The sequence below is a fragment of the Mesorhizobium sp. P2_E9 genome, assembly GCF_056403815.1.
In genome coordinates, this window is record NZ_JBFUET010000001.1 from 84,563 (window position 1) to 109,036 (window position 24,474).

Annotated in this window: 24 protein-coding genes; 14 read left to right on the plus strand and 10 right to left on the minus strand. The window is 62.7% G+C overall.

The window, feature by feature from the left end:
- The first annotated feature begins 20 nt into the window (after positions 1-20).
- The 3 genes from AC1D05_RS00475 to AC1D05_RS00485 all read left to right on the plus strand — a co-directional run bounded on the left by AC1D05_RS00475 (position 21) and on the right by AC1D05_RS00485 (position 3,228).
- Positions 21-983: a glycosyltransferase family 4 protein gene (locus AC1D05_RS00475; RefSeq protein ID WP_477437221.1), complete on the plus strand. Its 963-nt coding sequence runs from the start codon at positions 21-23 to the stop codon at positions 981-983.
- 132 nt (positions 984-1,115) lie between these two features.
- On the plus strand, positions 1,116-2,342 hold the full coding sequence (locus tag AC1D05_RS00480) for an anion transporter (RefSeq protein WP_477437223.1): 1,227 nt from the start codon (positions 1,116-1,118) through the stop codon (positions 2,340-2,342).
- Positions 2,343-2,358: 16 nt separating this feature from the next.
- A complete protein-coding gene (locus AC1D05_RS00485) occupies positions 2,359-3,228 on the plus strand; it encodes a tetratricopeptide repeat protein (RefSeq protein WP_477437225.1) in 870 nt (289 codons plus the stop codon).
- Here AC1D05_RS00485 and AC1D05_RS00490 read toward each other — a convergent pair.
- Positions 3,166-3,882 (minus strand): hypothetical protein, encoded by a 717-nt coding sequence (locus tag AC1D05_RS00490; protein WP_477437226.1) that lies wholly within the window; start codon positions 3,880-3,882, stop codon positions 3,166-3,168. The genes AC1D05_RS00485 and AC1D05_RS00490 overlap by 63 nt on opposite strands.
- A 58-nt stretch (positions 3,883-3,940) precedes the next feature.
- Positions 3,941-4,525, minus strand: a complete 585-nt coding sequence (locus AC1D05_RS00495; RefSeq protein ID WP_477437228.1) for a TetR/AcrR family transcriptional regulator — start codon at positions 4,523-4,525, stop codon at positions 3,941-3,943.
- Between the two features lie 79 nt (positions 4,526-4,604).
- Here AC1D05_RS00495 and AC1D05_RS00500 point away from each other — a divergent pair, with 79 nt between their 5' ends.
- Entirely contained in the window at positions 4,605-5,480 is an 876-nt protein-coding gene (locus AC1D05_RS00500) for a crotonase/enoyl-CoA hydratase family protein (protein ID WP_477437230.1), read from the plus strand.
- A 27-nt stretch (positions 5,481-5,507) separates the two neighbouring features.
- Here the strand turns inward: AC1D05_RS00500 and AC1D05_RS00505 are convergent, their stop codons facing one another.
- Entirely contained in the window at positions 5,508-6,350 is an 843-nt protein-coding gene (locus AC1D05_RS00505; RefSeq protein ID WP_477437232.1) for an alpha/beta fold hydrolase, read from the minus strand.
- 352 nt (positions 6,351-6,702) lie between these two features.
- On the opposite strand from AC1D05_RS00505, the gene AC1D05_RS00510 reads away from it, so the two are divergent.
- Positions 6,703-7,338, plus strand: coding sequence for a CGNR zinc finger domain-containing protein (locus AC1D05_RS00510; RefSeq protein WP_477437234.1), 636 nt, complete (start codon positions 6,703-6,705; stop codon positions 7,336-7,338).
- A gap of 76 nt (positions 7,339-7,414) precedes the next feature.
- Here the strand turns inward: AC1D05_RS00510 and AC1D05_RS00515 are convergent, their stop codons facing one another.
- From AC1D05_RS00515 to AC1D05_RS00535, 5 genes are all read right to left on the minus strand, one after another.
- Positions 7,415-7,738 (minus strand): cupredoxin domain-containing protein, encoded by a 324-nt coding sequence (locus tag AC1D05_RS00515; protein ID WP_477437236.1) that lies wholly within the window; start codon positions 7,736-7,738, stop codon positions 7,415-7,417.
- Positions 7,735-8,259, minus strand: a complete 525-nt coding sequence (locus AC1D05_RS00520) for a DUF4142 domain-containing protein (protein ID WP_477437238.1) — start codon at positions 8,257-8,259, stop codon at positions 7,735-7,737. The genes AC1D05_RS00515 and AC1D05_RS00520 overlap by 4 nt, the downstream gene beginning before the upstream one ends.
- 105 nt (positions 8,260-8,364) lie before the next feature.
- Positions 8,365-9,036 carry an RNA polymerase sigma factor gene (locus tag AC1D05_RS00525; RefSeq protein WP_477438110.1) on the minus strand — a complete coding sequence of 224 codons (672 nt, stop codon included), beginning with the start codon at positions 9,034-9,036 and terminating at the stop codon, positions 8,365-8,367.
- Between the two features lie 133 nt (positions 9,037-9,169).
- Positions 9,170-10,249, minus strand: a complete 1,080-nt coding sequence (locus tag AC1D05_RS00530; RefSeq protein WP_477437240.1) for an HPP family protein — start codon at positions 10,247-10,249, stop codon at positions 9,170-9,172.
- A gap of 213 nt (positions 10,250-10,462) precedes the next feature.
- Positions 10,463-11,644, minus strand: a complete 1,182-nt coding sequence (locus AC1D05_RS00535) for a cystathionine beta-lyase (protein WP_477437242.1) — start codon at positions 11,642-11,644, stop codon at positions 10,463-10,465.
- A gap of 321 nt (positions 11,645-11,965) precedes the next feature.
- Here AC1D05_RS00535 and AC1D05_RS00540 point away from each other — a divergent pair, with 321 nt between their 5' ends.
- The 7 genes from AC1D05_RS00540 (at position 11,966) to AC1D05_RS00570 (ending at position 18,984) form a co-directional block, all read left to right on the plus strand.
- Positions 11,966-12,601, plus strand: coding sequence for a DUF1326 domain-containing protein (locus tag AC1D05_RS00540; protein WP_477437244.1), 636 nt, complete (start codon positions 11,966-11,968; stop codon positions 12,599-12,601).
- Between the two features lie 9 nt (positions 12,602-12,610).
- A complete protein-coding gene (locus AC1D05_RS00545; RefSeq protein WP_477437246.1) occupies positions 12,611-13,486 on the plus strand; it encodes a DUF2182 domain-containing protein in 876 nt (291 codons plus the stop codon).
- 385 nt (positions 13,487-13,871) lie between these two features.
- A complete protein-coding gene (locus AC1D05_RS00550) occupies positions 13,872-14,900 on the plus strand; it encodes an amino acid ABC transporter substrate-binding protein (RefSeq protein ID WP_475451430.1) in 1,029 nt (342 codons plus the stop codon).
- A 63-nt stretch (positions 14,901-14,963) separates the two neighbouring features.
- Positions 14,964-16,151, plus strand: coding sequence for an amino acid ABC transporter permease (locus AC1D05_RS00555; protein ID WP_477437248.1), 1,188 nt, complete (start codon positions 14,964-14,966; stop codon positions 16,149-16,151).
- A gap of 4 nt (positions 16,152-16,155) precedes the next feature.
- Positions 16,156-17,313 carry an amino acid ABC transporter permease gene (locus tag AC1D05_RS00560; protein WP_477437249.1) on the plus strand — a complete coding sequence of 386 codons (1,158 nt, stop codon included), beginning with the start codon at positions 16,156-16,158 and terminating at the stop codon, positions 17,311-17,313.
- A gap of 138 nt (positions 17,314-17,451) precedes the next feature.
- Positions 17,452-18,201, plus strand: coding sequence for an amino acid ABC transporter ATP-binding protein (locus AC1D05_RS00565; protein ID WP_031240865.1), 750 nt, complete (start codon positions 17,452-17,454; stop codon positions 18,199-18,201).
- A 117-nt stretch (positions 18,202-18,318) separates the two neighbouring features.
- Positions 18,319-18,984 carry a TIGR02117 family protein gene (locus AC1D05_RS00570; protein ID WP_477437251.1) on the plus strand — a complete coding sequence of 222 codons (666 nt, stop codon included), beginning with the start codon at positions 18,319-18,321 and terminating at the stop codon, positions 18,982-18,984.
- Between the two features lie 14 nt (positions 18,985-18,998).
- On the opposite strand, the gene AC1D05_RS00575 is transcribed toward AC1D05_RS00570, so the two are convergent.
- Both AC1D05_RS00575 and AC1D05_RS00580 read right to left on the minus strand, forming a co-directional pair.
- The gene (locus AC1D05_RS00575; RefSeq protein WP_477437253.1) at positions 18,999-20,237 is read right to left on the minus strand and encodes an FAD-dependent monooxygenase; all 1,239 of its coding nucleotides are present in this window, start codon (positions 20,235-20,237) and stop codon (positions 18,999-19,001) included.
- Between the two features lie 19 nt (positions 20,238-20,256).
- Entirely contained in the window at positions 20,257-20,502 is a 246-nt protein-coding gene (locus AC1D05_RS00580) for a zinc-finger domain-containing protein (protein ID WP_477437255.1), read from the minus strand.
- Between the two features lie 229 nt (positions 20,503-20,731).
- Here AC1D05_RS00580 and AC1D05_RS00585 point away from each other — a divergent pair, with 229 nt between their 5' ends.
- Both AC1D05_RS00585 and ppx read left to right on the plus strand, forming a co-directional pair.
- On the plus strand, positions 20,732-22,933 hold the full coding sequence (locus AC1D05_RS00585; protein WP_477437257.1) for an RNA degradosome polyphosphate kinase: 2,202 nt from the start codon (positions 20,732-20,734) through the stop codon (positions 22,931-22,933).
- Positions 22,933-24,468: an exopolyphosphatase gene (gene ppx / locus AC1D05_RS00590; RefSeq protein ID WP_477437259.1), complete on the plus strand. Its 1,536-nt coding sequence runs from the start codon at positions 22,933-22,935 to the stop codon at positions 24,466-24,468. Before AC1D05_RS00585 ends, ppx begins: the two co-directional genes overlap by 1 nt.
- Positions 24,469-24,474: the final 6 nt, after the last annotated feature.

Sequence of the window (24,474 nt, forward strand, 5' to 3'; positions counted from 1 at the left end):
GGCCCAGGTAAGCGCAACGCATGATCCATTTGTTCAACGGCTTTCAGAACCCGTTTGGCGGCAGTGAGCGCGAAACCCTGGAACTGTACCGGCTGTTGGGCGCTGACCGACAGGTGCGCCTGTGGGCAACCTCATCGCGCGTCTCCGAAGAGCTGATGCGGCAATTTCCGATTCGGCGTGTCTCGCCAGCAACGCGCGACGTGCCGGACGGCGGCACCTATGTCTTCCTTGGTGCGCATTGGCGCAACAAAATCTGGCCTTACCTGATCGCGCGGCCGCGCCGGCTGATCTATGTCTTCAACACCTTTCACCCGAAGATCATCGCGCTGACGACGCGGATGCCGCGCCTGCTGGGCTGGCCGGACGCCGAACTGGTGCTGATCTCCGACTTCCAGAAACGCGTGCTGCACGTCGAAGGCACCGTGCATCCGTCGCCGATCGATATCGAGCGTTTCTCACCACGGCTGGCAAGGCCTGATATCCCGTTCACGGTGGGGCGGCTGAGCCGCGACACGGCAGACAAGCATCATGCAGACGATGTGGCGCTCTATGAGTCCTTGCTGGCCGATGGCGTCGCGGTGCGGATCCAGGGCGGCATGCCGCTCAAGGACAGGCTCGCGCCACATCCGCAACTCGAACTCCTGCCGCAGGGCCAGTTTGCCGCCGAACAGTTCCTGCCGACGCTCGACGTGTTCTACTATCGCACCGGCTCGCATGTGGAGACATTCGGCCGCGTGGTGTTCGAGGCGATGGCGTGCGGTTTGCCCGTGGTCTGCCATTCGCATGGCGGCTATGCCGATCATATCAGCCATGGCGAAAACGGTTTTCTGTTCGAGACGACGCAACAGGCGGCGCGGATCCTGGCCGAGCTCAAAGCCGATCCGGCGCTGCGGGCAAGAGTGGGCCACAAGGCGCGGCAGACCGTCGAGCAGCTGTTTTCGCCACAGGCACAGTTGGAGCGGCTGGATTTCTATCGACGTTAGCGATACCGACCTGCGGAACCACGGTCTGCCTACTCCGTTTGTCACCAATCTCGACATCGCCAAAGCTGACATGCAAAGGAACCATCGGGCGGACCGCATCGGCGCCACCACATCGAGCGGGGCTCCTTAGCGATGACATTGATGGGCGCGGCGGCACTGCTGATCCTGGTCCTGACCTATGCCGGCGTCGCCATTGGCCGCATCCCAGGCCTGCGTCTCGACCGGGCGGGGATCGCGCTGCTTGGCGGCGCGGCGATGATCGCCATCGGCGCGATCAGCATGGAGGATGCCTACCGCGCGATCAATTTCGACACCATCACGCTTCTGCTCGGCATGATGATCGTGGTGGCGCATCTGAAGGTATCGGGCGCCTTTCGCGGCCTGGGTGCCATCGCCATCGAACATGCGCACGCGCCGTTCATGCTCTTGGTGATGGTGACGCTGCTCACCGGCGTGCTGTCGGCCTTCCTGGTCAACGATGCCATCTGCCTGGTCATGGCGCCGATCGTCGTCCACGTCACCCGCGTCATCAACCGCAATCCGATCCCCTATCTGATCGCCACCGCCACGGCGTCGAACTGCGGCAGCGTCGCCACCATCACCGGCAATCCGCAGAACATGGTCATCGGCGCCCTGTCGGGCATTTCCTATCCCGCTTTTTCGGCCGCACTCGCGCCGGTCGCGCTGTTCGGTCTCGTCGCGGTCATCGTCATTGTGCGCATCGTCTATCGGGCCGAATTCACCCGCACCGGTGAATTGACGCCGCATGTCGCGCGCGGCCGCATGCATCGGGGGCAGGTGCTGAAGGCGGTGATCGTCTGCATCGGGCTGGCCGTTGCCTTCTTCGCCGGCGTTCCCGTTGCCAAGGCGGCGTTGATCGGCGGCGCCATTCTCCTGCTCACCCGCGCCATCAAGCCGGAACGCATCTACCGTGAGATCGACGGTCCGTTGCTGTTCATGTTCGCCGGTCTGTTCGTGGTTGTTGCCGGCGCCGAAAGAACGCTGCTGACGCCTGATCTCATCGCCTCGGCCAAGAATCTCGGCCTCGACGACGTCTGGCGCTTGTCCGGGTTCACCGCGGTACTCTCCAACATCATGAGCAATGTCCCGGCAGTGCTGGCGTTGCGGCCGTTCATACCCGGAATGGAAAACCCCGAACGCGCCTGGCTGGTGGTGGCGATGAGCTCGACGTTGGCGGGGAATTTCACATTGCTCGGCTCGGTCGCCAACCTGATCGTCGCCGAGCAGTCCAAGGCTGCCGGCACGCCGTTGTCTTTCGGTGCCTTCTTCAAGGTCGGCTTGCCGCTGACGCTTATCACGCTCGTGGTCGGGACGGCATGGCTGGCGTTTGGGTTCTAGAGGGAGCGGCAAGGCAATGGTGAACGCCAATCAAGGTGAAAGCGGAGATCTGATCCGCCGCGCCGTGGCGGCTTTCAATTCCGGCAATCACGGGCAGGCGGTGGATCTGTGTGAGCTGGGGTTGAAGCAGCATCCGGGCGATCCGGCGCTTTGCCATCTGATGGCCGCGGTCCTCTTCGCGCGGGCCGACTTGCCGGAGGCTCGTACGCGCATCGAAGCGAGCCTTGCCGCCCGTCCGAACAATGGGCCAGCCTTGATTCTCGCATGCCGGATTGCCCGGGCCGAAGGCCGGTTCGAAGCGGCGTTGCAGCTTCTGGATCGCGCGGCAAGGCAATCGTCGCAGGCGGAGATCCTCCTCGAGCGGGCACGCACCCTCGATCAGGCCGGCGATGCCTCGGCTGCGCGCGAATGTTGGACGCTTGTCTTGCGGCAGGATCCGGAATCCGCGGAGGCTGCGGCGCGCCTCGGGCGCCTTGCCTGGCAGAGCGGTGCGTCTGTTGAGGCGGAGGGCTTCCTCGAACGCGCCGTCGCCGGCGGTGGGCATCCGGCCGCCTGGTTCGACCTCGGGCTGGTGCGCCAGGACATGCGCAAGTTCGGCAGCGCCGCCGAAGCCTATCGACGGGTGCTGGAAATGAACCCGGACGCACCGGAGGCTGCCGTCAATCTGGGCGTCGTCTTGCAGGAAACCGGCGACCTCGACGGGGCCATGGCGGCGTATTCGATGGCCTATCGTCTGCGCCCATCCACGTTCGGCGTGATCGCCATGGCGCTTACATCGGCGCCGAACGGCCGTCTATGGCTTGATGAGGCGGCGTTGCGTCGCTCACTCGGCGGTGGCGCGCCCCCGCCTGGCCCGAAATCGCTTGCGATAGACGCCGGGCGTTGACAGGACATCCGCGACCGTCTGCGCATAGGATACCCGCCGTTTCTCGTCGAACACCTCGTATTCGAGCTGAAGCGCAGCTCGCGGAACCGCAAAGCATTGCGCGACCGGAGTTCCTTTCCGGAGCACGCCGGAGAATTCGGGCTCCGTCCAGACCGCCGGGAAATTGATGCCGCCGTCGCTGAATCGGTCGGAATCCACCAGGCCCGTCACCAGCCTGAACGGAAGATCCTCGCGATTGACAGGGTGTGTCGCGAACAGTGACCAGCCATCCTCGACCTCGATGGTCCAGAAGCTGTTGAATTTGAGGGCGGCTTGGCCGGGCGTGGCAAACGGGCTTCCGGCGAGCTGCCCCGGCGTGTGAAAGCTCAGCGGCGCCCTTGGGTGGTTTTTAGTGACCGGATCTGGGATGTTCCAGTCCCAGGAAAAAGTTCCCTTGTCGACGACGACGTCGCACGGCAGCAGGATCATGAAGCCATATGTCATCGCGTCAACCACCGGCGGGCACTGCTTGAGCGTGCGAATGTCGCGGCCATGGATCGCCGAGTAGGCGGTGGCGGGCATTGCGCGCAGCCAATCCGGCAGAGCGCCGCGCGCCAGGATCGGGCGCGGCAAATGCTCGACCAGCATTGGATCGCATCGGAAAATCACACGCATCGCCGCCTCCTGGCCTTGCGATACCATGCTTGCCGGCCACGCTCCAAGGGGCGGCCAGTCAGTCATTGTTCCGGGATCTCGCGCGAACGAGCGTGGCCGCAGCTCGTCCTGCTGCCTCGACGTAGTCAGGATTGCGGTGGATCAGCATGATCGAAAAGCAGCCATCTATCAGCAGCACGATCTCGCGGGCCAAGGCTTGCGGCTCCTCAATGTCATGCCCGGACAATTCGCCAGCCAGCCATGTTTCAAAATTTGACTTGTGGCGCGACCCGACCTTGACCGCCGGATGGCCGGGCATCGAGGCAAGTTCCGCGGCCGTGCGCAGGAAGCCGCATCCTTTCCATTTCGGATGGCGCGCAACCCGCGCCAGATTGCTGAAGATCGCCTCGACCCTGCGGTCCGCCCCACCTTCCGCCGCGTCGAACCAGCCGGCCATCTGCTGCAGATTGGGCTGGTCGCGACCATCGAGATAGGCGGCGATGAGATCGTCCTTGCTCTTGAAGTGGTAGTAGAGCGTACGCTTGGTCAGCCCTGCCTTTTCGGCAATGGCATCGACGCTGACGCGACCGATTCCCTCGGCATAGAACAGCTTCGTCGCGGCATCGACGATGCGTTTACGGGTCGGGCTGGCGGCTTCAGGCATGAAGCAAGTATACCGACTAGTGAATATACACGCAATCGAAGGCATGATCCCTTTCCGTCGTATCTGGAAAGGAAGAACAATGGCCGATCTTGTCCTGAACGAGACCCGCGACGGGGTGAGCGTCCTCACACTCAACCGCCCGGAAAAGCTCAACGCGCTGAACTATGCCCTGATCGATCGCCTGCTCGCGATCCTCGACGACATTGAAGTCGATGGCAGCATCCGGGCTGTTATCCTCACCGGAGCAGGGGAGCGGGCGTTTTCGGCGGGCGGCGATATCCACGAATTCTCGTCGAGCGTGGCTCGCGGTGCGGATGTGGCACTGCGCGATTTCGTCATGCGCGGCCAGCGCCTGACAGCAAGGCTTGAAGCCTTCCGCAAGCCCATCATCGCCGCGGTCAACGGGATTGCCTTCGGCGGCGGCTGCGAGATCACCGAAGCCGTGCCGCTGGCGATCGCCAGCGACCGCGCCCTGTTCGCCAAGCCGGAGATCAACCTTGCGATGCCGCCGACCTTCGGCGGCACGCAGCGCCTGCCGCGACTTGCCGGGCGCAAGCGCGCGCTGGAACTGCTTTTGACAGGCGACTGGTTTCCGCCGCCGCGGGCGCTCGAACTTGGTCTCGTCAATCAGGTCGTGCCGCATGCCGAGCTGATGCCGGCGGCGCACGATCTTGCCCGCCGCATCATCACGCATTCGCCGGCAGCGCTCGCCGGCATTCTCACCGCGGTGACGCGCGGGATCAACCTCAGCATCGCCGAAGGGCTGCTGGTCGAAGCCGAGCAGTTCGCCCGCATGGCCCCGACCGCCGATCTCAGGGAAGGGCTTGGCGCCTGGATAGAACGGCGCAAGCCCAGCTATGACGGCTCCTGGACGCACATCGCAAGGCCGGACGAGGCAAGGCGCGCCTCGCTGCGGCTCGACCAGGCGGTGGGTCAAGGCAAAGCGTCGAGGTGATGCGTCATGGCAAGTCTCCTCTTTTGGTCAGCGCAGGAAGTCGCGGATCGCCGCGGCGATCTCGTTGGCATGCGTTTCCAGCGCGAAATGGCCGGTGTCGAGGAAACGCACCGCCGCGTCCGGCATGTCGCGCTTGAACGCGTCGGCGCCGGGCGGCAGGAAAAACGGGTCGTTCTTGCCCCACACCGCCAGGAACGGTGGCTTGTGGGTGCGGAAATAGGCCTGGAAGGCGGGATAAAGGGCAACGTTGCTCTTGTAGTCGCCAAACAGGTCGAGCTGCACTTCCTCGGCGTCCGGCCGGCCGAAATAGAAGCTGTCCAGAGAATAGCCGTCGGGCGAGACCAGGTCGGCAGGCGCGCCATGCGTGTACTGCCAGGCGATAGCGTCCGGCTTGAAGGCGGGGCGCAACGCCTCGCGGTTGGCCGGCGAGGGGTCGCGCCAATAGGCGCGGATCGGGTTCCAGTCCTCGCCGAGACCTTCCTCATAGGCGTTGCCATTCTGCGAGATGATGGCGCTGATTCGCTCGGGGTGCTTCACCGCCAGCCGGAAACCGGTCGGCGCGCCATAGTCGAAGACATAGAGCGCGTAGCGGTCGAAGCCGACCACTTCGGTGAAGCGGTCGATGATCTCGGCAATGTGGTCGAACGTATAGGTAAATTTTTCGCGCGCCGGCATGTCGGAGCGGCCAAATCCCGGCAGGTCGGGCGCGACGATATGGAAGCGGTCAGCAAGCAGCGGAATGAGATCGCGGAACATATGGCTCGAACTCGGGAAGCCATGCAGCAGCAGCAGCTTCGGCGCGCCAGATGTGCCGGCCTCGCGATAGAAGATGTTGAAGCCATCGACATCGGCGTTGCGGTAGGCGGTCATGTTTCTCTCCATTGCTGTAACCGAAAAATCGACATTGGGAAGGTTATTGAGAAAGGGCGGGAGGCTCACCGGCGGGCTTAGCCTTGGGCCTCGCCGGCACGCGCCGCTTCGACGACGATGACCCTGGCCTAGCTCGACCGGTCGGCCCAGGCGCCATGGACGAGCAGTACACTGACATCGTTCGAGGACATCGCGGTGTTTCCTTCCTAGGTGGAGTTGATCTAGTAACCTGTCAAAGCGCTACAAGAGGGTTATGAGACATGAAGGTAACTTGTCAACCGATGTCGAGAGGGTTATCACTGATTTGTGTTTAGGGCGCTCGGCGGAGCCGATGCGCGATCGGAGTTTACGAATGACCGCAGCGATCTTTGTCGGTGACGCGCTCGGCCTGGATTTCCTCAATTCGATCGCAACGCCGCTCGATATCCCCGTCGATTGGATCAAGGACGGTGAAGGATTGCTGGATTGGGTCGAACAGGCGCGGCTGGCGCCGCCCGAAGCGCTTGAGAACATGCGCAAGCAAGCCCTGCCGGGTGAACTCGACAAGGTCGCCGATCAGGCGCGGCGCCTCAGGGAGTGGTTTCGCGGGTTCGTGCGCGAACACAAGGGGCGTCCATTGGCCGCTGAGAATCTTGCGCAGTTGGAGCCGCTCAATCGCCTGCTCGAACGCGACGAGATTTTTACCCGGATCGCCCCCGTCCCTGCCGGCAAAGAGATGCCGGGCGGCAACGCGATTCCATTTGAGCTTCAGACGGCTCGTAAGTGGCGCACGCCCGAGGCGCTTCTGCTGCCGATCGGCGAAGCGCTGGCGCGGTTCGTCTGCAGCGAGGATTTCTCACATCTGAAAGCCTGCGAGGGTCCGGCCTGCACGCTGCTGTTCGCCGACCACACGCGCGGTCATCGGCGCCGCTGGTGCAGCATGGCGCAGTGCGGCAACCGGGCAAAGCAAGCCGCGCACCGCCACCGCGTCAAGGCGCATCACGACTAGAGCCACGGCTCCTTGCAAGAACCGGGATCGAGTCCTGCGAGGGCTGGCGGCTTTCGCCGCCAGCCCTCGCAGGACATCATGGCACCACGGTCACATGACCTTTCATATTGGGGTGGAAACGGCAGAAATAGTCGACCGCTCCCGCCGCCTTCAATGTCAGGCTTGCCGCCTTCTTCGGCGGGATCATCACCTCCCAGCCGCCCTTAACGGTGGCGGTGTGGGCGATCACGTCCTTGTTCACCCACTCGATCGTGTCGCCGACCTTCGCCTCGACGGTCGCCGGCGAAAAGACCAGCTTGTCGATGGTGACCTCTATGGTTGCGGCCTCCGCCGGCACCGCCGTAAGGGCCAGCGCCAGCGTGGCCAGCCATGACAGGCGATTCAAGGCGCTCGCTTTCATTTCAGCATGCCGGCGACATGTTCGGCGTGCTGCTCATGCCCCTGGAAGATCTTCAGGCCGGTTTCCAGCAGGCTCTTCAATTCGGCGTTGCTGGCCGACGGGATGAGCAGGGTTTCGAGCGCGCCGTCGACCTGCTTGTGATAGGCCACCTCGTTGTCGACATAGGCCTTGTCGAAGGCTGCGCCCTTGAGTTTGGCGAGTTTGGCCCGCTCCTCCGCCGCGGCTTTGGTCAGCGCCTGGCTGGTGGCATTATCTTCCGGCGTCACCTTGAGTTTCTTCACCAGGTCGAGCGCCTGCACATTCACCGCCTCATGGTCGCGCACCATGTCCTTGGCAAAGGCAAGCACCTCCTTGTTCTTCGATTTCTTCAGCGCTTGCTTGGCTGCCTCGACATCGATCACGCCGGCTGTGTAGGCAATGTGGGCGATCTGCGGGTCGGTCGGCTTGTCGGCCGCTTGCGCGAACGGGGCAGCGCCGACGAAAAGCAGGGCGGCAAGGGCCGCGGTATATCGGGTAAACATGGCATCCTCCTTCGCCCGGCCGCGAGGAGGCGCCGAGCTCATATTTTCAGTTGACGCTGATTGGATGCGCAGCGGAGCGAAACGTTTCCGAAAAATCGGCAAGGATCATTCGAAGCCCAGTCGCCCCATCACGGCCTTGGTCAGCCGATCGCAGCGCCGGCCCGCGAAGGGGAAGGCATCTAGCAGCACCGGACCGACCTCGTCGTCCAGTGCCTTGCGCAGCAGGACACGCGCCCGGTGCAGCCTGGTCTTGACGGTCTCCGGCCGGACGCCGAGTAGATCGGCGGTTTCCTCCATGCTCAGGCCCTCGATGACGCGGGCCACGAAGACCATGCGGTAGATGTCGGGCAAGCTGTCGGTCGCCCGTTCGACAAGTGCGAGAATCTGCCGCTGCGCCATCGTCCGCTCCGGGTCGTCGCTTGGGTTGAGGGGAAAGCGGATGATCCGCGCTTCCGGATTTTCGGGCATCGCCGCGGTGCGACGCCTCTTGCGCAGGCGGCCGAGCGCTTCGTTGATGACGATGCGCGACAGCCAGGTGGCGAGCGAGGAGTCGCCGCGAAATGTCGCCAGACTGGCGAAGGCGCGGACATAGGCCTCCTGGACGACGTCCTCGGCTTCGGCGTCGTTGCGCAATATGCCGCGCGCGATGCGGTAGAGCCGCTGGTTGTGCGTCTTGATGATGACACGGAAGGCGTCCGCCTCGCGTGCCAGCGCGCGGTGCGCCAGCAGAAGGTCGCCGGAGTGGCCTTCAGCCGCCTCGGGTGTTGTGGCGGGCATTGCGAGCTTGCTCATCGCGACAGGATCTCCCCGAACAGACGCCCGAATAGACGCCCGAATAGACGCTTGACTGCCCGTTGGATGCACCTGCCGACAAAAGGTTCCCGGATTTCAGCAATCGGGCTTCGCTATCTTAAGCCGCCGCCAGTCCCTTGTCTGTCGTTTGCACGCGTGCTGCCGCCGCCAGAAGGTCGGTCTGGGTGATCAGGCCGAGAATGCGTCGCTCACCGTCGACGATGACCACGGCATGGCTGCGGCCATCGGTCAGCACGGGAAGCAGGCTCATCGCCGGTGTCTCGGGCGAGGCGGTGCCGGCCTTGGACATCACGCTCTTCACTGTATCGATGGCTTTCGTCAGCTCGCGCAGGCCGACGGCGCCGACCAGCCTTGCATCCGCATCGACCACCGGCAAGGTGCGGATATTGTGATCGAGCAGTTGCTGGCGCGCCTCGTTGGCCGTGGCTTGCTCGGGCACTGAAATCACGTCGCGCGACATGATGTCCTCGCACAGCAGTGTCCGGTGCGAGCGCACCATGGCCTGCAGCTCGACTTGCCTCAACAGCCGTTCGAGGTCGTTGCGGTCGATGTCGAAGGTCTCGTCGAGCGTGGTCAGCGCCGCATCGACATCCTCGGGCCGGAAGCCGACGCGCTGCCGCGCCGGCGGATCGGCGGTGCCGTGGCTGTTGGCGGCGGCTGCGGCGACATGCGGGTAGTTGCGCCGCGCCAGCCTGTGGAAGAGCAAGCCGAGCGTGACCAGGATGATCGAATTCAGGGCCACCGGCACGAACGGAAACAGGAAGCCGGCGCTGACAACGGCCGGCCCGCCGAGCACCGCGGTCAGTGCTGCCGCTCCGCCCGGCGGATGCAGGCAGCGCGTGAACGACATCGCCGCGATGGCGAGCGCCACGGCAAGCCCCGAGGCAAATACCGGATCATGGACGAAATGCGCCACGGTCACGCCCACCAGCGCCGATATGGAATTGCCGCCGATGATCGACCAGGGCTGCGCCAACGGGCTCGCCGGCACGGCGAACAGGAGCACGGCTGAAGCGCCCATCGGCGCCACCAGCAGCGCCACATGCGGACCCCCACCCATCGCCAGCCCGCTGATCACGCCGGTCAGCGCGATGCCGATCGTAGCGCCGATGCAGGCAAGCAGCCGCTCGCGCAGCGTCGCGCCAGCAAGGATGGGGACAAAAAGGCGAAAGGCCATGGCAAGCTTCGTGACAAATGGATTGGTGAATACCGTGCAGCACGCAATGCAGCCGAACCCACGGATTTGAAAGTCAAACAAATCCGCAAAGTCGCGGCCCGGCAGAATAATATTGCGCGACGCCCCTCGCTGGGATGCTGCGAGCGGCTCGCGCTTTGTCATCAGCGTCAGGGCCTTGCGTCCCTTTGCTGATTCTGTCCGGTAGTTAGCGCGTCAGCCAGCGGCGGCGGCCAGACCACCCAAAATGTCGGCTTTCAGGTCGTCGACATCCTCGAGGCCGATCTGCAGGCGGATCAACGGACCCTCGTAAGGGGCTTTGGCGACGACGCGGTCGCCGAGCCAGACCGGCACGGCAAGGCTCTCATACCCGCCCCAGGAATAGCCGAGCCCGAATATCCTGAGCGCGTCGAGGAAAGCGTGCTGCTCCTTCTGGCCGCCACCGGCAAGCACGATGGAAAAGATGCCGCTCGAACCGCAAAAGTCGCGCTTCCACAAATCGTAGTCCGGATGGCTGGGAAGGGCAGGGTGAAGCACGCGCGCCACGCCCTTCTGGCCTTCGAGCCATGACGCGATGGCGAGTGCGCTGCGCTGATGATGCTCCAGGCGCACGCCCATGGTGCGCAGGCCGCGCAGCACCTGGTAGACATCATCGGGTCCCGCACAGCAGCCAAGCGTGCAAAAACTCTCATAGAGCTGCTTCCAGTGGCTCTCATTGGCCGAGACGGTGCCAAGCAGCACGTCGGAATGCCCAGCCGGATACTTGGTCGCCGCATGGATGGAGATGTCGACACCATGGTCGAGCGGCCGGAAGTAGAGCGGCGTCGCCCAGGTGTTGTCCATCATGACGATGGCGCCGGCCGCATGCGCCGCCTTGGCGATCGCCGGGATGTCCTGTAGCTCGAACGTGTTGGAGGCTGGCGATTCCGTGAACACCACTTTGGTGTTGGGCTTGATCAGCGCTGCGATGCCGGCGCCGACATCGGGAGCGTAGTACTCGACCTCGACTCCCAACCGCTTCAGCATCGTGTCGGCGAAGTTTCGAGTCGGGTGATAGACGGTATCGACGATCAGCAAGTGATCGCCCGCCGATACGAAGGCGAGCAGCGGAATGGTCACCGCCGCGAGCCCGGAGGGCACCACGATCGTGCCCGCCGAGCCCTCCAGCGCGTCAATGGCGTGGGCAAGGGCGTCCGTCGTCGGCGTGCCGCGCGTGCCGTAGGTGTATTTCTGGTTGCGGTCCGCCATTGTGGCGGCATTGCGAAAGAGCACGGTCGAGGCATGCACGACAGGCGGGTTAACGAAGCCGAAATAGTCGTGCGGATTGTTGCCCGAATGGGCAAGCCGCGTGTTGATGCCCATCTTGCCGCTGAGCTGGTCGTTGCCGTCTTTCGCCATTCTTCGTCGCCCTGTTTGACAAGCGGCTAGCCATAGTGCGGCGTCATGGACCGTGCAACAGCACACCGTCCGCCAGGGCGCGGACTTCGGATATGCCAATTCTGCGCCTGAAAAACACCGTAACCGAGGTTGCGCCCTGACCGAAGCGCGCCGGCCGGCCTATTGTGGGCGGTCCTGAATGGTATATAATAAACTTCTAATATTAATCGCCGGACTGCTTCGATCAGATGCTGCCGGATGGTTTTTGCCGGCTGGCCTCTTGGTCCCTTCGATCCGGATATCGCGCTTGCGGAGTATGAGCGCGGCAAGGGGAGGAATGCCATGCCCGACGTCAAATGGACAATGAAGGCGCGCGAATTCATCAACTGCAATTGCGCCTATGGCTGCCCATGCCAGTTCAACGCCTTGCCGACATACGGCTTCTGCCAGGCGGTTGCCGGCATGGAGATCGAGAGCGGCCACCATGGCAGCACCAAGCTCGATGGATTGCGGTTTGTCGGGATTTTCCGCTGGCCCGGCGCGATACACGAGGGCAAGGGCGAAGCAGCGGTGGTTATCGACGAGCGGGCGAGCGCACCCCAGCGTGAGGCGCTGCTGCGCATACTGGGTGGCCAGGACACCGAACCAGGCGCGACAATATTCCAGGTGTTTTCGACCACGCTGGAGAAATTCCATGACCCGATCTTTGCCCCGATCGAGTTCGAGGTCGACGTCGGCGCTCGAACCGGACGGCTGCACGTCAAGGGCGTGACCGAAGGTCATGGCGAACCGATCAAGAATCCGGTCACCGGCGCTGAGCATCGGGCACGCATCGACCTGCCGCACGGCTTCGAATACGCGATTGCCGAAATCGGCCGTGGCTGGACCAAGACGACGGGCCCAATCAAGTTCGAGGTGGCCGATACGCATAGCCATTTCGCCAATCTGCACCTCACGCAGAGCGGCGTCGTCCATTGACCTGATCCAATGAGTGACACAGCCCTCGAGGCAGTGCTGCGGCGCGACCGCGCGGTCGTGATGACCGCGCTCGTCGTGATTGCCGTGCTCGCCTGGGCCTATGTGCTGTGGCTCGCCACCGACATGGCCATGCCCGCTTCCCCCATGCCGGCCGGAGCGAGCGGCGGCATGGCCGGAATGGACATGTCGAAGACGGACATGGGCGGCATGAACATGGGCGACATGGATATGGGCTCGGCCGTGGCGCCCGGTTTCCGGGCCTGGGCACCTGCCGATTTCGCTTTCATTTTCACGATGTGGGCGGTGATGATGGTCGGCATGATGACGCCTTCGGTCGCGCCTATGCTGCTGCTCTATGCCGGCGTTGGCCGCAAGGCACAGGCGGATGGCCGGCCTATCGCTTCGACCGGATGGTTCTTTACAGGCTATCTTACCGTCTGGATCGTCTTCAGCATCATGGCAACCGTTGCGCAATGGCTGCTCGCGCGCCTCGCCTTGCTCGATCCCTCAATGGCGACCGGCAGCACGATCCTCGGCGGCCTCGTCCTGATCGCCACCGGCCTCTATCAATGGACGCCGATCAAGGGTGCCTGCTTGCGCCAATGTCAGGGGCCAATCGCGTTCCTGGCCAGTCACGGCGGGTTTCGCTCGGCGCCACTCGGTGCGCTTCGGCTGGGCATTGATCACGGCCTCTATTGTCTTGGCTGCTGCTGGGCGCTGATGGCTCTGCTGTTCGTCGGCGGCGTCATGAACGTCCTGTGGATCGCCGGCATCGCCATCCTCGTTCTCCTGGAAAAGACAGTCATGGTCGGGCAGTGGATCCCGCGCATTTCCGGCATGTTGATGGTGGCGGCGGGGGCGTGGCTCATCTCTCGCGCGCTTTGACGGCGCGTGTCTGATAACAGTCTTCGGACGTGCCAATTCATCCCGCATCCAGATCAGTCACGCCAGGCTGGTGCCAGGGATGGATTTCGCCGCTGGTCCGCATTTGCGTTGAATGAGCTTTGCCGACTTTATTCGCGCCGTGACTAAATCGCGGGCGCGTTTGTCTGCAATTCGGGCATTTCAGGCAATCGATTTTCAAACACGTTCGGATTCGGTCATTTCCCTTGACCTCACGAGAATTATCGCCTTCGATGCTGTTCGTGAATGGGAGGTGGCGCGTCGGTTACGACGTGGGATTCCGGGAATGGGCTGGAATGGGAGCTGCGTTCACACGGGAAAAAAGATCAGGGTTTGCCTGAAAAACAGAGAAAAGGGTCTGTGGGTCATGAAACATATCGCTATCGGCATTCTTGGCGCCGCTACGCTTGGACTGATGGCGTCGGCCGCCTCGGCTACGACGCTCGATACCGTCAAGGCGAAGGGCTTTATCCAGTGTGGTGTCTCGACCGGTTTGGCCGGCTTCTCGGCGCCGGACGACAAGGGTGAGTGGCAAGGCATCGATGCGGATTTCTGTCGCGCCGTGGCCGCCGCTGTCTTCGGTGACGGCACCAAGGTCAAGTTCACGCCGCTCAGCGCCAAGGAACGCTTCACCGCGCTGCAGTCCGGCGAGGTCGACATCCTGTCGCGCAACACCACCTGGACCATCAATCGCGACACCGCACTTGGCCTGAACTTTGTCGGCGTCACCTACTATGACGGTCAGGGCTTCATGATCAACGCCAAGAAGCTGCCGGGCGTCAATTCCGCGTTGCAGCTTTCCGGCGCCGCGGTCTGCGTGCAGAGCGGCACCACCACCGAGCTCAATCTCGCCGACTACTTCAAGGCGAACAAGATGGAGTACAATCCGGTCGTCTTCGAAAAGCTCGAAGAGGTCAACGCCGCTTATGACGCCGGCCGCTGCGACGTCTACACCACCGACCAGTCGGGCCTATACGGCATCCGCCTGACGCTGGCGTCACCGGCCGATCACGTCGTGCTGCCCGAGATCATCTCCAAGGAGCCGCTCGGCCCGGCCGTGCGCCAGGGCGATGACCAGTGGTACCACATTGTCAAGTGGACCTATTTCGCGCTGTTGCAGGCGGAAGAACTCGGCATCACCAAGGCCAACGTCGATGAAATGAAGAACTCCCCCAGCCCGGAGATCAAGCGTGTGCTCGGCCAGGAAGCCGACACTAAGATCGGTACCGATCTCGGTGTCTCCAACGACTGGGTCGTCAACATCGTCAAGGCTGTCGGCAATTACGGAGAACTGTTCGACCGCAATGTCGGCTCGGGTAGCCCGCTCAAGATAGCCCGCGGCATCAATGCGCTGTGGACCAAGGGCGGCCTGCAATACGCTCCGCCGATCCGCTGACCGAAATGTGATCCGGGAGGCAGATCGTCTGCCTCCCGGTTTCTCTTTCCAGGGGATGGTCGAATGGCATCGCAGGAAGTTCTTCGCGAGGCGCCAAGTCGCGCTTCTCTTATAAACGACCCCAAAGTCCGTAGCATTTTCTACCAATGCCTGGTCGTTGCTTTGCTGGTGTCGGGTGTCTGGTGGATTGTCCACAACACCATCGTGAACCTCACAAACCTCCACATTGCCTCCGGTTTCGGCTTTCTGAGGGGACGCGCCGGCTTCGACATATCGGACACGCCCATCGCCTACACGTCGGACTCCACCTATGGCCGGGCCATCATTGTCGGCTTGATCAACACGTTGATCGTCGCCTTTGTCGGCATCATCACCGCCACCATCATCGGTTTCATCGTCGGCATCGGCCGGCTGTCGAAAAACTGGCTGATCCAGAAGATCTGTACCGTCTATGTCGAGGTGTTCCGCAACATCCCGCCGCTGCTGGTCATCTTCTTCTGGTACTCCGGCGTGCTGGCCGTGCTGCCGGCGCCGCGTGACAGCTATCATCTGCCTTTCGGCTCCTTCCTCAACCAGCGCGGCTTCTATTTCCCGCGCGCTATCTGGGGTGACGGCTCCTGGCTGATTCTGGTGGGTCTGCTTGTCGGCATCGCCATGGCGTGGTTCGTCGCCCGCATGGCGCATCAGCGCCAGATGGCGACCGGCCAGCAATTCCCGGTGTTCTGGACATCACTTGCGCTGATTGTCGGGCTGCCGCTGCTCGCCTATGCGCTGAGCGGCTTTCCGCTGACTTTCGATTTTCCCAAACAGTCGACTTTCAACCTGAGCGGCGGTTTCGTCGTCAAGCCGGAGTTTCTGTCGCTCTATCTGGCGCTGTCGTTTTATACCGCCGCCTTCATTTCCGAGATCGTGCGCGCCGGCATTCGCGGCGTCGCCAAGGGCCAGAGCGAGGCCTCGGCGGCGCTTGGCCTGCGTTCCGGCCAGGCGTTACGGTTGGTGGTCGTGCCGCAGGCCATGCGCATCGTCATTCCGCCACTGGCTAGCCAGTATCTCAACCTGACCAAGAATTCCTCGCTCGCCATCGCCATCGGCTATCCCGACCTGACGGCGACGACCGGCACGGTGCTCAACCAGACCGGCCAGGCTGTGGAATGCGTGGTCATCATGATGGCGATCTATCTGGCCATCAGCATTCTGACCTCGCTGCTGATGAACTGGTTCAACGCCAAAATGGCGCTGGTGGAGAGGTAAGGACATGCAAGAACATGATATGTCCTGGGTGCGCACCGAAATGATGCTGGCGCAACCGGCGCCTGCCGGCGTCACGGGCCCTGGTGCCTGGGTGCGCAAGAACCTGATCGCCTCCACGGGCGATGCCATCATGACCACAGTCGGTATCGCGCTTGTGGTGATGATCCTGCCGCAGATCATCAACTGGGCCTTCATCAACGCTGTCTGGACAGGACCGAACCGGACCGTATGCGCCACGGTAACGCAAGGCGGAATTCAGCCGGACGGCTGGTCTGGCGCCTGCTGGGCCTTTGTGAACGCCAAGTTCGGCCAGTTCATGTTCGGAACCTATCCGATCGAGGAGCGCTGGAGGCCGATTCTGGTCGGCATATTGCTCGTCCTGCTTATGGTGCCGATGCTGATGCCGAGCGTGCCGCGCAAGGGCCTCAACGCCCTGCTGCTGATCGTCGGTTTACCTGTTGTGGCGTTCTTCCTGCTGGTGGGCGGCATGTTCGGTCTGGAGCATGTCGAAACCGCGCGCTGGGGCGGCTTGCTGGTAACGCTGTCGCTATCTTTCGTGGCCATCGTCGTGTCGTTGCCGCTTGGCATCGTACTGGCGCTTGGCCGGCGCTCCAAAATGCCGATCGTCAAGATGCTGTGCGTCATCTTCATCGAAGCCGTGCGCGGCATTCCGCTGATCACCGTTCTGTTCATGGCCAGCGTCATGCTGCCGCTGTTCCTGCCGCCGGGCGTCACCTTCGACAAGTACCTGCGCGCGCTGATCGGCGTATCGCTGTTTGCCGCCGCCTATATGGCCGAAGTGGTGCGCGGCGGCCTGCAGGCTATACCCAAAGGGCAGTATGAAGGCGCCGATTCGCTCGGTCTCGGCTATTGGCAGAAGATGTATTTCATCGTCATGCCGCAGGCGCTGAAGCTGGTCATCCCGGGTATTGTCAACACCTTCATCGGCATGTTCAAGGACACCAGCCTGGTCACCATCATCTCGATGTTCGACCTGCTTGGCATCGTCAAGCAGAACTTCTCTGACGCCAATTGGGCGACGGCGCAGACGGCCAAGTCCGGCCTGATCTTTGCCGCCTTCATCTTCTGGCTGTTCTGCTTCGGCATGTCGCGCTATTCAATGTACACCGAACGCCGGCTCGACACCGGCCACAAACGCTGATGCATGTCGCCCAAAAGTGTGTTGCGGTTTTGGGATAACGACATGCATCATAACCAAAGATAAAAGAAACAAGGGGACCCTGTCATGGCCACCGAAAACGCCGTCAGTGCGGAAGAGATCAAGGTCAACGCCGCCAAGATGCACATCTCGACCACCGATGTCGCCATCGACATCATCGCCATGCACAAATGGTATGGCGAGTTCCACGTGCTGAAGGACATCAATCTGAAAGTGATGCGCGGCGAACGCATCGTCATCTGCGGGCCGTCAGGCTCCGGCAAATCGACCATGATCCGCTGCATCAACCGGCTGGAGGAGCACCAGAAGGGCAAGATCATCGTCGACGGCAAGGAACTGACCAACGATCTGAAGAAGATTGATGAGGTGCGCCGCGAGGTCGGCATGGTGTTCCAGCACTTCAACCTGTTCCCGCATCTGACCATCCTGGAGAACTGCACGCTGGCGCCGATCTGGGTGCGCAAGACGCCGAAGAAGCAGGCTGAGGAAATCGCCATGCATTTTCTCAAGCGGGTGAAAATCCCCGAGCAGGCCAACAAATATCCCGGACAACTGTCCGGCGGCCAGCAGCAGCGCGTGGCGATCGCGCGCTCGCTGTGCATGAACCCGCGCATCATGCTGTTCGACGAGCCGACCTCGGCGCTCGACCCGGAGATGATCAAGGAAGTGCTGGAGACCATGGTCGGCCTGGCCGAAGAGGGCATGACCATGCTGTGTGTCACCCACGAAATGGGCTTTGCCCGCAAGGTCGCCAACCGGGTGATCTTCATGGATCAGGGCCAGATCGTCGAGCAGAACACGCCGGCCGAATTCTTCGACCACCCACGCCACGAGCGCACGAAACTGTTTCTCAGCCAGATCCTGCACTAGGCCTTTCAGTGAACTGAAGAGAGCCCGGCCGAAACAGTGCCGGGCTCTTTTGCGTATGGGTAGGCAGGAGGGCGGGCGGTTCGTGTCGCGCCGGATGCGTTTGCAGGGCCGCCATTCATGAAAAAGCTCGGCCGTTTTCTTGGTCTGCTGTTGATCGCGGTCGTGCTCGCCGTGACGCTCGGTACTTTGGTGCCGCGGCCGCTCTGGCAAACAGCCGCCGCCAAGTCTGCGACGCGTCATATCCTGGTGCTGAGAAACCCTATTCATACCGACATCGCCATTCCGGTCGACGATGCCGTGCGCCAGCGCTTTCATTTTCTGGTCGAAGCCGGCATCCCGGCCGACATTCCTGAAGTACGCTACATCGTCTTCGGCTGGGGCGGCCGCGCCTTTTATCTAGAAACGCCGACCTGGTCTGAGCTCAAAGCCGTTCCAGTGATGAAAGCGCTGACCCTCGATGCGTCGGTCATGCATGTCGATGTCGCCGGCGATATCGTCGAGCCGCATCCCGATGTCGCCGGCTTCGACATCGGCGAGGAGCGCTTTGCGGCGCTGCTCGATTTCATCCAGGCCAGTTTTCAGCAGGGTCCGGGCGGTCCGGTCGTCATCGAGAACGCGGCCTATTCCAGGTTCGACCGCTTCTTCGAAGCCAACGGCCATTTCAACGCACTGGTCGGCTGCAACACCTGGACCGCCGCCGCGCTGCGTACCGCCGGCCTGCGCACCGGCTGGTGGAACCCGCTGCCGGTTTCGCTGGGGCTGTCGATGCGGCTCTATAACTAACTCGACAATGCGGATCAGCGTCGGATGATTTTCTGCTGCTCCCAGCTATAGAGCCAGTCGAGGTCGGCGGCGAGTTTATCTGAGGAGCGCATGGTGATGAACAGATTGCGGGCCATAGCGACGGGGCCGGCGGCATGCCAGGCAAGGCGGTTGATGGCGCCGCGGCGAGCCACTCTCGCCACACGCGGCCGTCGCAGGTTCTCCCAGATCCGAAGACTTTCCACTGGATCGGCAGGGAAGTCGGCTACGATATTGGCAAGCGTCGCTGCATCCTCGATCGCCATCGCTGCCCCCTGTGCCGCGAAGGGCGTCATCGCATGCGCGGCATCGCCGATCAGTGCGATGCCGGCTGGCGTTGTCCAAGGCTGCTTCTGCTCAACGGTATGGAGCGGCCACGTCAGCCACGGACCGGCCTCTGCCACCAGCTTTGTAAGGCCCGACGCGGTGCCGCGCATGGCGGCGGCGAGGATGCTCGGATCGGCACGGCCGGACCAGCCCTCGGCAATGCGCTCGCCTTTGGTGAAGGCGACGAGATTGAAGGCGTCGCCCTTGCTGACGGGATAGGCAACCATGTGGAAACCCGGATGCAGAAAAGTCGTGACGCAATCGACCACGCCGATCGCGGCAAAGGCGTGCCCGGCGGGGCTGTCGGCCGCAATGGTGGCGCGCCAGGCCAACTCTCCCGAAAAGCGGCTTCTTGGCGATGCCATCCTGTTTGAATCGACAAGCGCGCGCACCGAGGACCAGACGCCATCGGCACCGACCAGCAACGAGCCTTGTTCCTCTGCCGTCTTGCCGCCGATCTCGACAGTCGCCGTGACACCATGGCTGCCAGTCGCAATCTTTTCGACGCGCGCCCCGAGGCTGAGATGGATATCAGGCATCTCAGAAGCACGCGCAATCAGCGCCTCTTGCAGGTCGGCCCGGTGCGCGACGAGATAGGGAGCGCCCCAGCGGATTTCCCCGGCTTGTCCCAACGGCACCCGCGCCAGTTCGCGCAACGTCCTTGCATCTTTTATCACCACGGCCTCCGGCCGCACCGCCGCCGGCAGCAGCCGGTCGAGCACCCCAAGCTGGCGAAGGATGCGTGTTGCGTTGGGGGAGAGCTGGAGGCCGGCCCCCACGGCTTCCAGGCGCTGTGCTTGCTCGAACACCTGTACGCAATAGCCGCGTTCGGCAAAGGCGATGGCTGCGGTCAGCCCGGCGACGCCCGCTCCGGCGACGACGACTTGCCGGGAGCGCGTGTCGTCCATCAGCTCTGTCGCGAAAGAATCAGGCGGCCTGGTCGATGTAGAGGCAGCCGGCCGGCAGCGTTTCCGACGCCTTCAGCTCCGGCGAATAGCGGTAGAGCGTCGAGCAATAGGGGCAGACTTTCTCATTGTCGTCGCCCATGTCGAGAAACACATGCGGATGGTCGAAAGGCGGGTTGGCTCCCGTGCACATGAATTCCTTGACCCCGATGTCGATCGCCGGATGGCCCGCATCGTTCTGGAAATGGGGAATGGAACCGCCTGCCATCGTCGTCTCCTTAACGCAGTCTCGCATGCATCTGGATCATAACAGCTCTCTTTGCAAGATCGATGAAATCAAACTGTCGCAAAAGCCTGTCAGAGGATAAGTTAAGCCGGTTAAGCGCGTGAGCGCGGACGCAAAGCGATTCCGCGACCGATCGTGCGTCACAAAAACATCTTAGAGCGTCCATCGCCATCTGGCGGCGCTGCAAAAGGAACGGTTACGGGCAGGGACCATGAACGAACTGAAGCCGGTGCAGAGCGAATTCGTCAATGTCGAGGTGGCCAGTTCGGAAGGCGGCAACCCCGATCGCTTCGTCAACCGCGAGTTTTCCTGGCTGCAGTTCAATCGCCGCGTGCTCGAGGAATCGCTGAACACCCATCATCCGCTGCTGGAGCGTGTCCGCTTCCTGTCGATCTCGGCAGCCAATCTCGACGAGTTCTTCATGGTGCGTGTCGCCGGCCTCGCCGGCCAGGTGCGCGAAGGAATCACGCTGAAAAGCCCCGATGGCCGTACGCCCGAGCAGCAGCTCGAACAATTGCTGCGCGAGGTTGAACGGCTGCAGGAAGACCAGCAGAAGAGCCTTTCGGCACTCACCGTGCTGCTCAACAAGGAAGGCATCGAGAGCATCACCCGCGACGCTCTGACCAAGGACGAAAAGGTCTGGCTGGAGGACCATTTCCAGGACCAGGTGTTTCCGGTGCTTACCCCGCTGTCGATCGACCCGGCGCATCCGTTCCCGTTCATTCCCAATCTCGGCTTCTCGATGGCGCTGCAGCTGCGCCACCGGAAGAATGGCGAGGAGATGAGTGCGCTCTTGCGCCTGCCGGTGGCGCTGAAGCGCTTCATCCGTTTGCCCGATCGCAAGCACCATGTCCGCTTCATTCCGCTGGAAGAGGCGGTCGGTCTCTATATCGGCAAGCTGTTTCCGGGCTACGAGGTCAAGGGCTCCGGCACGTTCCGCATCATTCGAGACAGCGATATCGAGGTCGAGGAAGAGTCGGAAGATCTCGTGCGCCTGTTCGAGACGGCGCTGAAGCGCCGCCGCCGCGGTTCGGTGATCCGCATCGAATTCGACAAACTTATGCCTAGCGAACTGCGCGAATTCGTGGCCGGCGAGCTTGGCGTATCGTCGAGCCGCATCAGCGTGCTCACCGGACCGCTGGCGCTCAGCCAGATCTCCGAGATTGTCTCCATCCCCCGCGATGACCTGAAGTTCACGCCTTACAATCCGCGCTTTCCCGAACGCATCCGCGAGCATGGCGGCGACTGTTTTGCCGCCATTCGCGAGAAGGACATCGTCGTCCACCACCCCTACGAATCCTTCGACGTCGTGGTGCAGTTCCTGCGCCAGGCGATGGCCGATCCCGAAGTGGTGGCGATCAAGCAGACGCTTTACCGCACCTCCAACGACAGCCCGATCGTGCGCGCGCTAGTCGACGCGGCCGAGGCAGGCAAGTCGGTGACCGCACTTGTCGAGCTCAAGGCGCGGTTCGACGAGGAAGCCAACATCCGCTGGGCGCGCGATCTGGAACGTGCCGGCGTGCAGGTCGTGTTCGGCTTCCTTGAACTCAAGACCCACGCCAAAATGTCGCTGGTGGTGCGACGCGAGGACGGCAAGCTGCGCAACTACGTGCATCTCGGCACCGGCAACTACCACCCGGTCACCGCGCGCATCTACACCGACCTGTCCTTCTTCACCACCGATCCGACGATCGCCCGCGACGTCGCCCAGCTGTTCAACTTCATCACCGGCTATGCCGAGCCGACCGATGAAATGCGGATCGCGATCTCGCCGTTCACGCTGAGAAGCCGCATCCTCAAGCACATTTCCGACGAAGTCGCCCATGCGCTGGAAGGAAAGCCGGCGCGCATCTGGATGAAGATGAACGCGCTTGTCGACCCGATCATCATCGACGCGCTTTACGATGCCAGCCGCGTTGGGGTGGAAATCGACCTCGTCGTGCGCGGTATCTGCTGCCTGCGGCCGCAGGTGCCGGGCCTGTCGGAAAACATCAGGGTCAAGTCGATCGTCGGCCGGTTCCTCGAACACAGCCGCATCTATTGCTTCGGCAACGGCCACGGCCTGCCCTCGGATGAAGCGATCGTCTACATCTCCTCGGCCGACCTGATGCCGCGCAATCTTGACCGCCGCGTCGAGACCATGGTGCCGATCACCAATCCAACTGTGCATGAACAAATCTTGGGCCAGATCATGCTGGGCAACATCATGGACAATCAGCAAAGTTTCGACGTATTGGCAGATGGAACCTCCCGGCGCGTGGTGCTGGAGGAGGGCGAGGAACCGTTCAACGCGCAGGAATATTTCATGACCAATCCGAGCCTGTCGGGACGGGGTGACGCGCTGAAGTCGCATGCGCCCAAACGCATTGCGCAGTTCAAGCGCCGCAAGAAGAACGCCGCAGCGTCCACCTGATGCTGTCTGATTCCCAGGGCCGGCTGCAGGACCGCCGACCGCTGTCCATCATCGACATTGGGTCGAATTCGATCCGTCTTGTCGTCTATGAAGGGCTGGCGCGCTCGCCGACCATGCTGTTCAACGAAAAGATGCTGGCCGGTCTTGGCCGCGGCATCGTTTCGACCGGCAAACTCGACCCCGAGGCGGTGACGCGCTCGATGGAAGAGTTCCGCCGCTTTCGCGCGCTGTCCGACCAGGCCGGCTCCGAGCATATGTATGTCTTGGCCACCGCCGCCGCGCGTGAGGCGATCAACGGTCCCGATTTCATCCACCGCGCCGAAGAGGTGCTGAAAACCGAAATCCGCGTCATCAGCGGGCGTCAGGAGGCTTACTATTCGGCTCTTGGTGTCATTTCCGGCTTCCATCCGGCCAATGGCATTGCCGGCGACCTGGGTGGCGGCAGCCTCGAACTGGTCGACGTCAATGGCGAGGCGATCGGCGACGGCATAACTCTGCCGCTGGGTGGCCTGCGCCTGCAGGACATGGCGAAAAACTCTCTCGCCCAGGCGCAGAAGATCGCCCGCGACGAGCTGGCGCGGGCCAAGCTGTTGAAAGGCGGGCAGGGCCGGCCCTTCTACGCCGTCGGCGGCACCTGGCGAAACCTCGCCCGGCTGCACATGGAGATGAACAACTACCCGCTCGGCGTCATGCACCATTACGAGATGTCGGCCGACAGCGCGGCAAACTTTCTCAAGCAGGTGGCCAAAGCCGAGATCGAGAAGGTCAAGGGTATCGAAGGCGTTTCGAAGAACCGCCGCTCGCTGCTGCCCTATGGCGCCATCGTGCTGCAGGAGATCATGGCGGCGATGCAGCCGTCGAAGGTCATCGTCTCGGCTCTCGGTGTGCGCGAAGGTTTTCTCTATTCGCTGCTCGACGAGGCCGAGCAGAAGGCCGATCCGTTGATCTCGGCGTCCGAGGAGCTCGCCCGGTTGCGCTCGCGCTCCGTCACCCATGCGCATGAGCTGGTCGACTGGACGGCCAAATCCTTCGCCGCCTTCGGCATCGACGAGACCGAGGACGAGGCGCGCTACCGCCACGCCGCCGCATTGCTGGCCGATATCGGCTGGCGCGCGCATCCCGAATACCGCGGCAGGCAGTCGCTCAACATCATTGCCCATGCCTCTTTCTACGGCGTCGACCATCCCGGCCGCGCCTTCCTGGCGTTGGCCAATGCCTATCGTCACGACGGCATCTTCAACGAATCCATCGCGCCGGAAATCAAGGCGCTGGCAACGCCACGCTACCTCGAGCGGGCTCGGGTGCTGGCGGCGATGATGCGCGTCGTCTACCTGCTGACGGCCTCGATGCCCGGCATCATGCCCAGGCTGAAATGGGAGCAGCGCGCCAATGGCGTGCTGGCGCTGGTACTGCCGGCGTCGCTCTCCGATCTCTACGGCGAGCGCCCGGCCGGCCGCCTGGCGCAACTGGCGCGGATCACCAACCGCCGCCTGGTGCTGGCTGTGGAGGGTGGGCCGAGCGTTTCGGTGAAGTAGGGCGTT

Bases quoted from the DNA above. Each gene is read 5' to 3' on its own strand.
- AC1D05_RS00475 (WP_477437221.1), top strand. From the start codon at position 21: ATGATCCATTTGTTCAACGGCTTTCAGAACCCGTTTGGCGGCAGTGAG.
- AC1D05_RS00480 (WP_477437223.1), top strand. From the start codon at position 1,116: ATGACATTGATGGGCGCGGCGGCACTGCTGATCCTGGTCCTGACCTAT.
- AC1D05_RS00485 (WP_477437225.1), top strand. From the start codon at position 2,359: ATGGTGAACGCCAATCAAGGTGAAAGCGGAGATCTGATCCGCCGCGCC.
- AC1D05_RS00490 (WP_477437226.1), bottom strand. From the start codon at position 3,882: ATGCGTGTGATTTTCCGATGCGATCCAATGCTGGTCGAGCATTTGCCG.
- AC1D05_RS00495 (WP_477437228.1), bottom strand. From the start codon at position 4,525: ATGCCTGAAGCCGCCAGCCCGACCCGTAAACGCATCGTCGATGCCGCG.
- AC1D05_RS00500 (WP_477437230.1), top strand. From the start codon at position 4,605: ATGGCCGATCTTGTCCTGAACGAGACCCGCGACGGGGTGAGCGTCCTC.
- AC1D05_RS00505 (WP_477437232.1), bottom strand. From the start codon at position 6,350: ATGACCGCCTACCGCAACGCCGATGTCGATGGCTTCAACATCTTCTAT.
- AC1D05_RS00510 (WP_477437234.1), top strand. From the start codon at position 6,703: ATGACCGCAGCGATCTTTGTCGGTGACGCGCTCGGCCTGGATTTCCTC.
- AC1D05_RS00515 (WP_477437236.1), bottom strand. From the start codon at position 7,738: ATGAAAGCGAGCGCCTTGAATCGCCTGTCATGGCTGGCCACGCTGGCG.
- AC1D05_RS00520 (WP_477437238.1), bottom strand. From the start codon at position 8,259: ATGTTTACCCGATATACCGCGGCCCTTGCCGCCCTGCTTTTCGTCGGC.
- AC1D05_RS00525 (WP_477438110.1), bottom strand. From the start codon at position 9,036: ATGCCCGCCACAACACCCGAGGCGGCTGAAGGCCACTCCGGCGACCTT.
- AC1D05_RS00530 (WP_477437240.1), bottom strand. From the start codon at position 10,249: ATGGCCTTTCGCCTTTTTGTCCCCATCCTTGCTGGCGCGACGCTGCGC.
- AC1D05_RS00535 (WP_477437242.1), bottom strand. From the start codon at position 11,644: ATGGCGAAAGACGGCAACGACCAGCTCAGCGGCAAGATGGGCATCAAC.
- AC1D05_RS00540 (WP_477437244.1), top strand. From the start codon at position 11,966: ATGCCCGACGTCAAATGGACAATGAAGGCGCGCGAATTCATCAACTGC.
- AC1D05_RS00545 (WP_477437246.1), top strand. From the start codon at position 12,611: ATGAGTGACACAGCCCTCGAGGCAGTGCTGCGGCGCGACCGCGCGGTC.
- AC1D05_RS00550 (WP_475451430.1), top strand. From the start codon at position 13,872: ATGAAACATATCGCTATCGGCATTCTTGGCGCCGCTACGCTTGGACTG.
- AC1D05_RS00555 (WP_477437248.1), top strand. From the start codon at position 14,964: ATGGCATCGCAGGAAGTTCTTCGCGAGGCGCCAAGTCGCGCTTCTCTT.
- AC1D05_RS00560 (WP_477437249.1), top strand. From the start codon at position 16,156: ATGCAAGAACATGATATGTCCTGGGTGCGCACCGAAATGATGCTGGCG.
- AC1D05_RS00565 (WP_031240865.1), top strand. From the start codon at position 17,452: ATGCACATCTCGACCACCGATGTCGCCATCGACATCATCGCCATGCAC.
- AC1D05_RS00570 (WP_477437251.1), top strand. From the start codon at position 18,319: ATGAAAAAGCTCGGCCGTTTTCTTGGTCTGCTGTTGATCGCGGTCGTG.
- AC1D05_RS00575 (WP_477437253.1), bottom strand. From the start codon at position 20,237: ATGGACGACACGCGCTCCCGGCAAGTCGTCGTCGCCGGAGCGGGCGTC.
- AC1D05_RS00580 (WP_477437255.1), bottom strand. From the start codon at position 20,502: ATGGCAGGCGGTTCCATTCCCCATTTCCAGAACGATGCGGGCCATCCG.
- AC1D05_RS00585 (WP_477437257.1), top strand. From the start codon at position 20,732: ATGAACGAACTGAAGCCGGTGCAGAGCGAATTCGTCAATGTCGAGGTG.
- ppx (WP_477437259.1), top strand. From the start codon at position 22,933: ATGCTGTCTGATTCCCAGGGCCGGCTGCAGGACCGCCGACCGCTGTCC.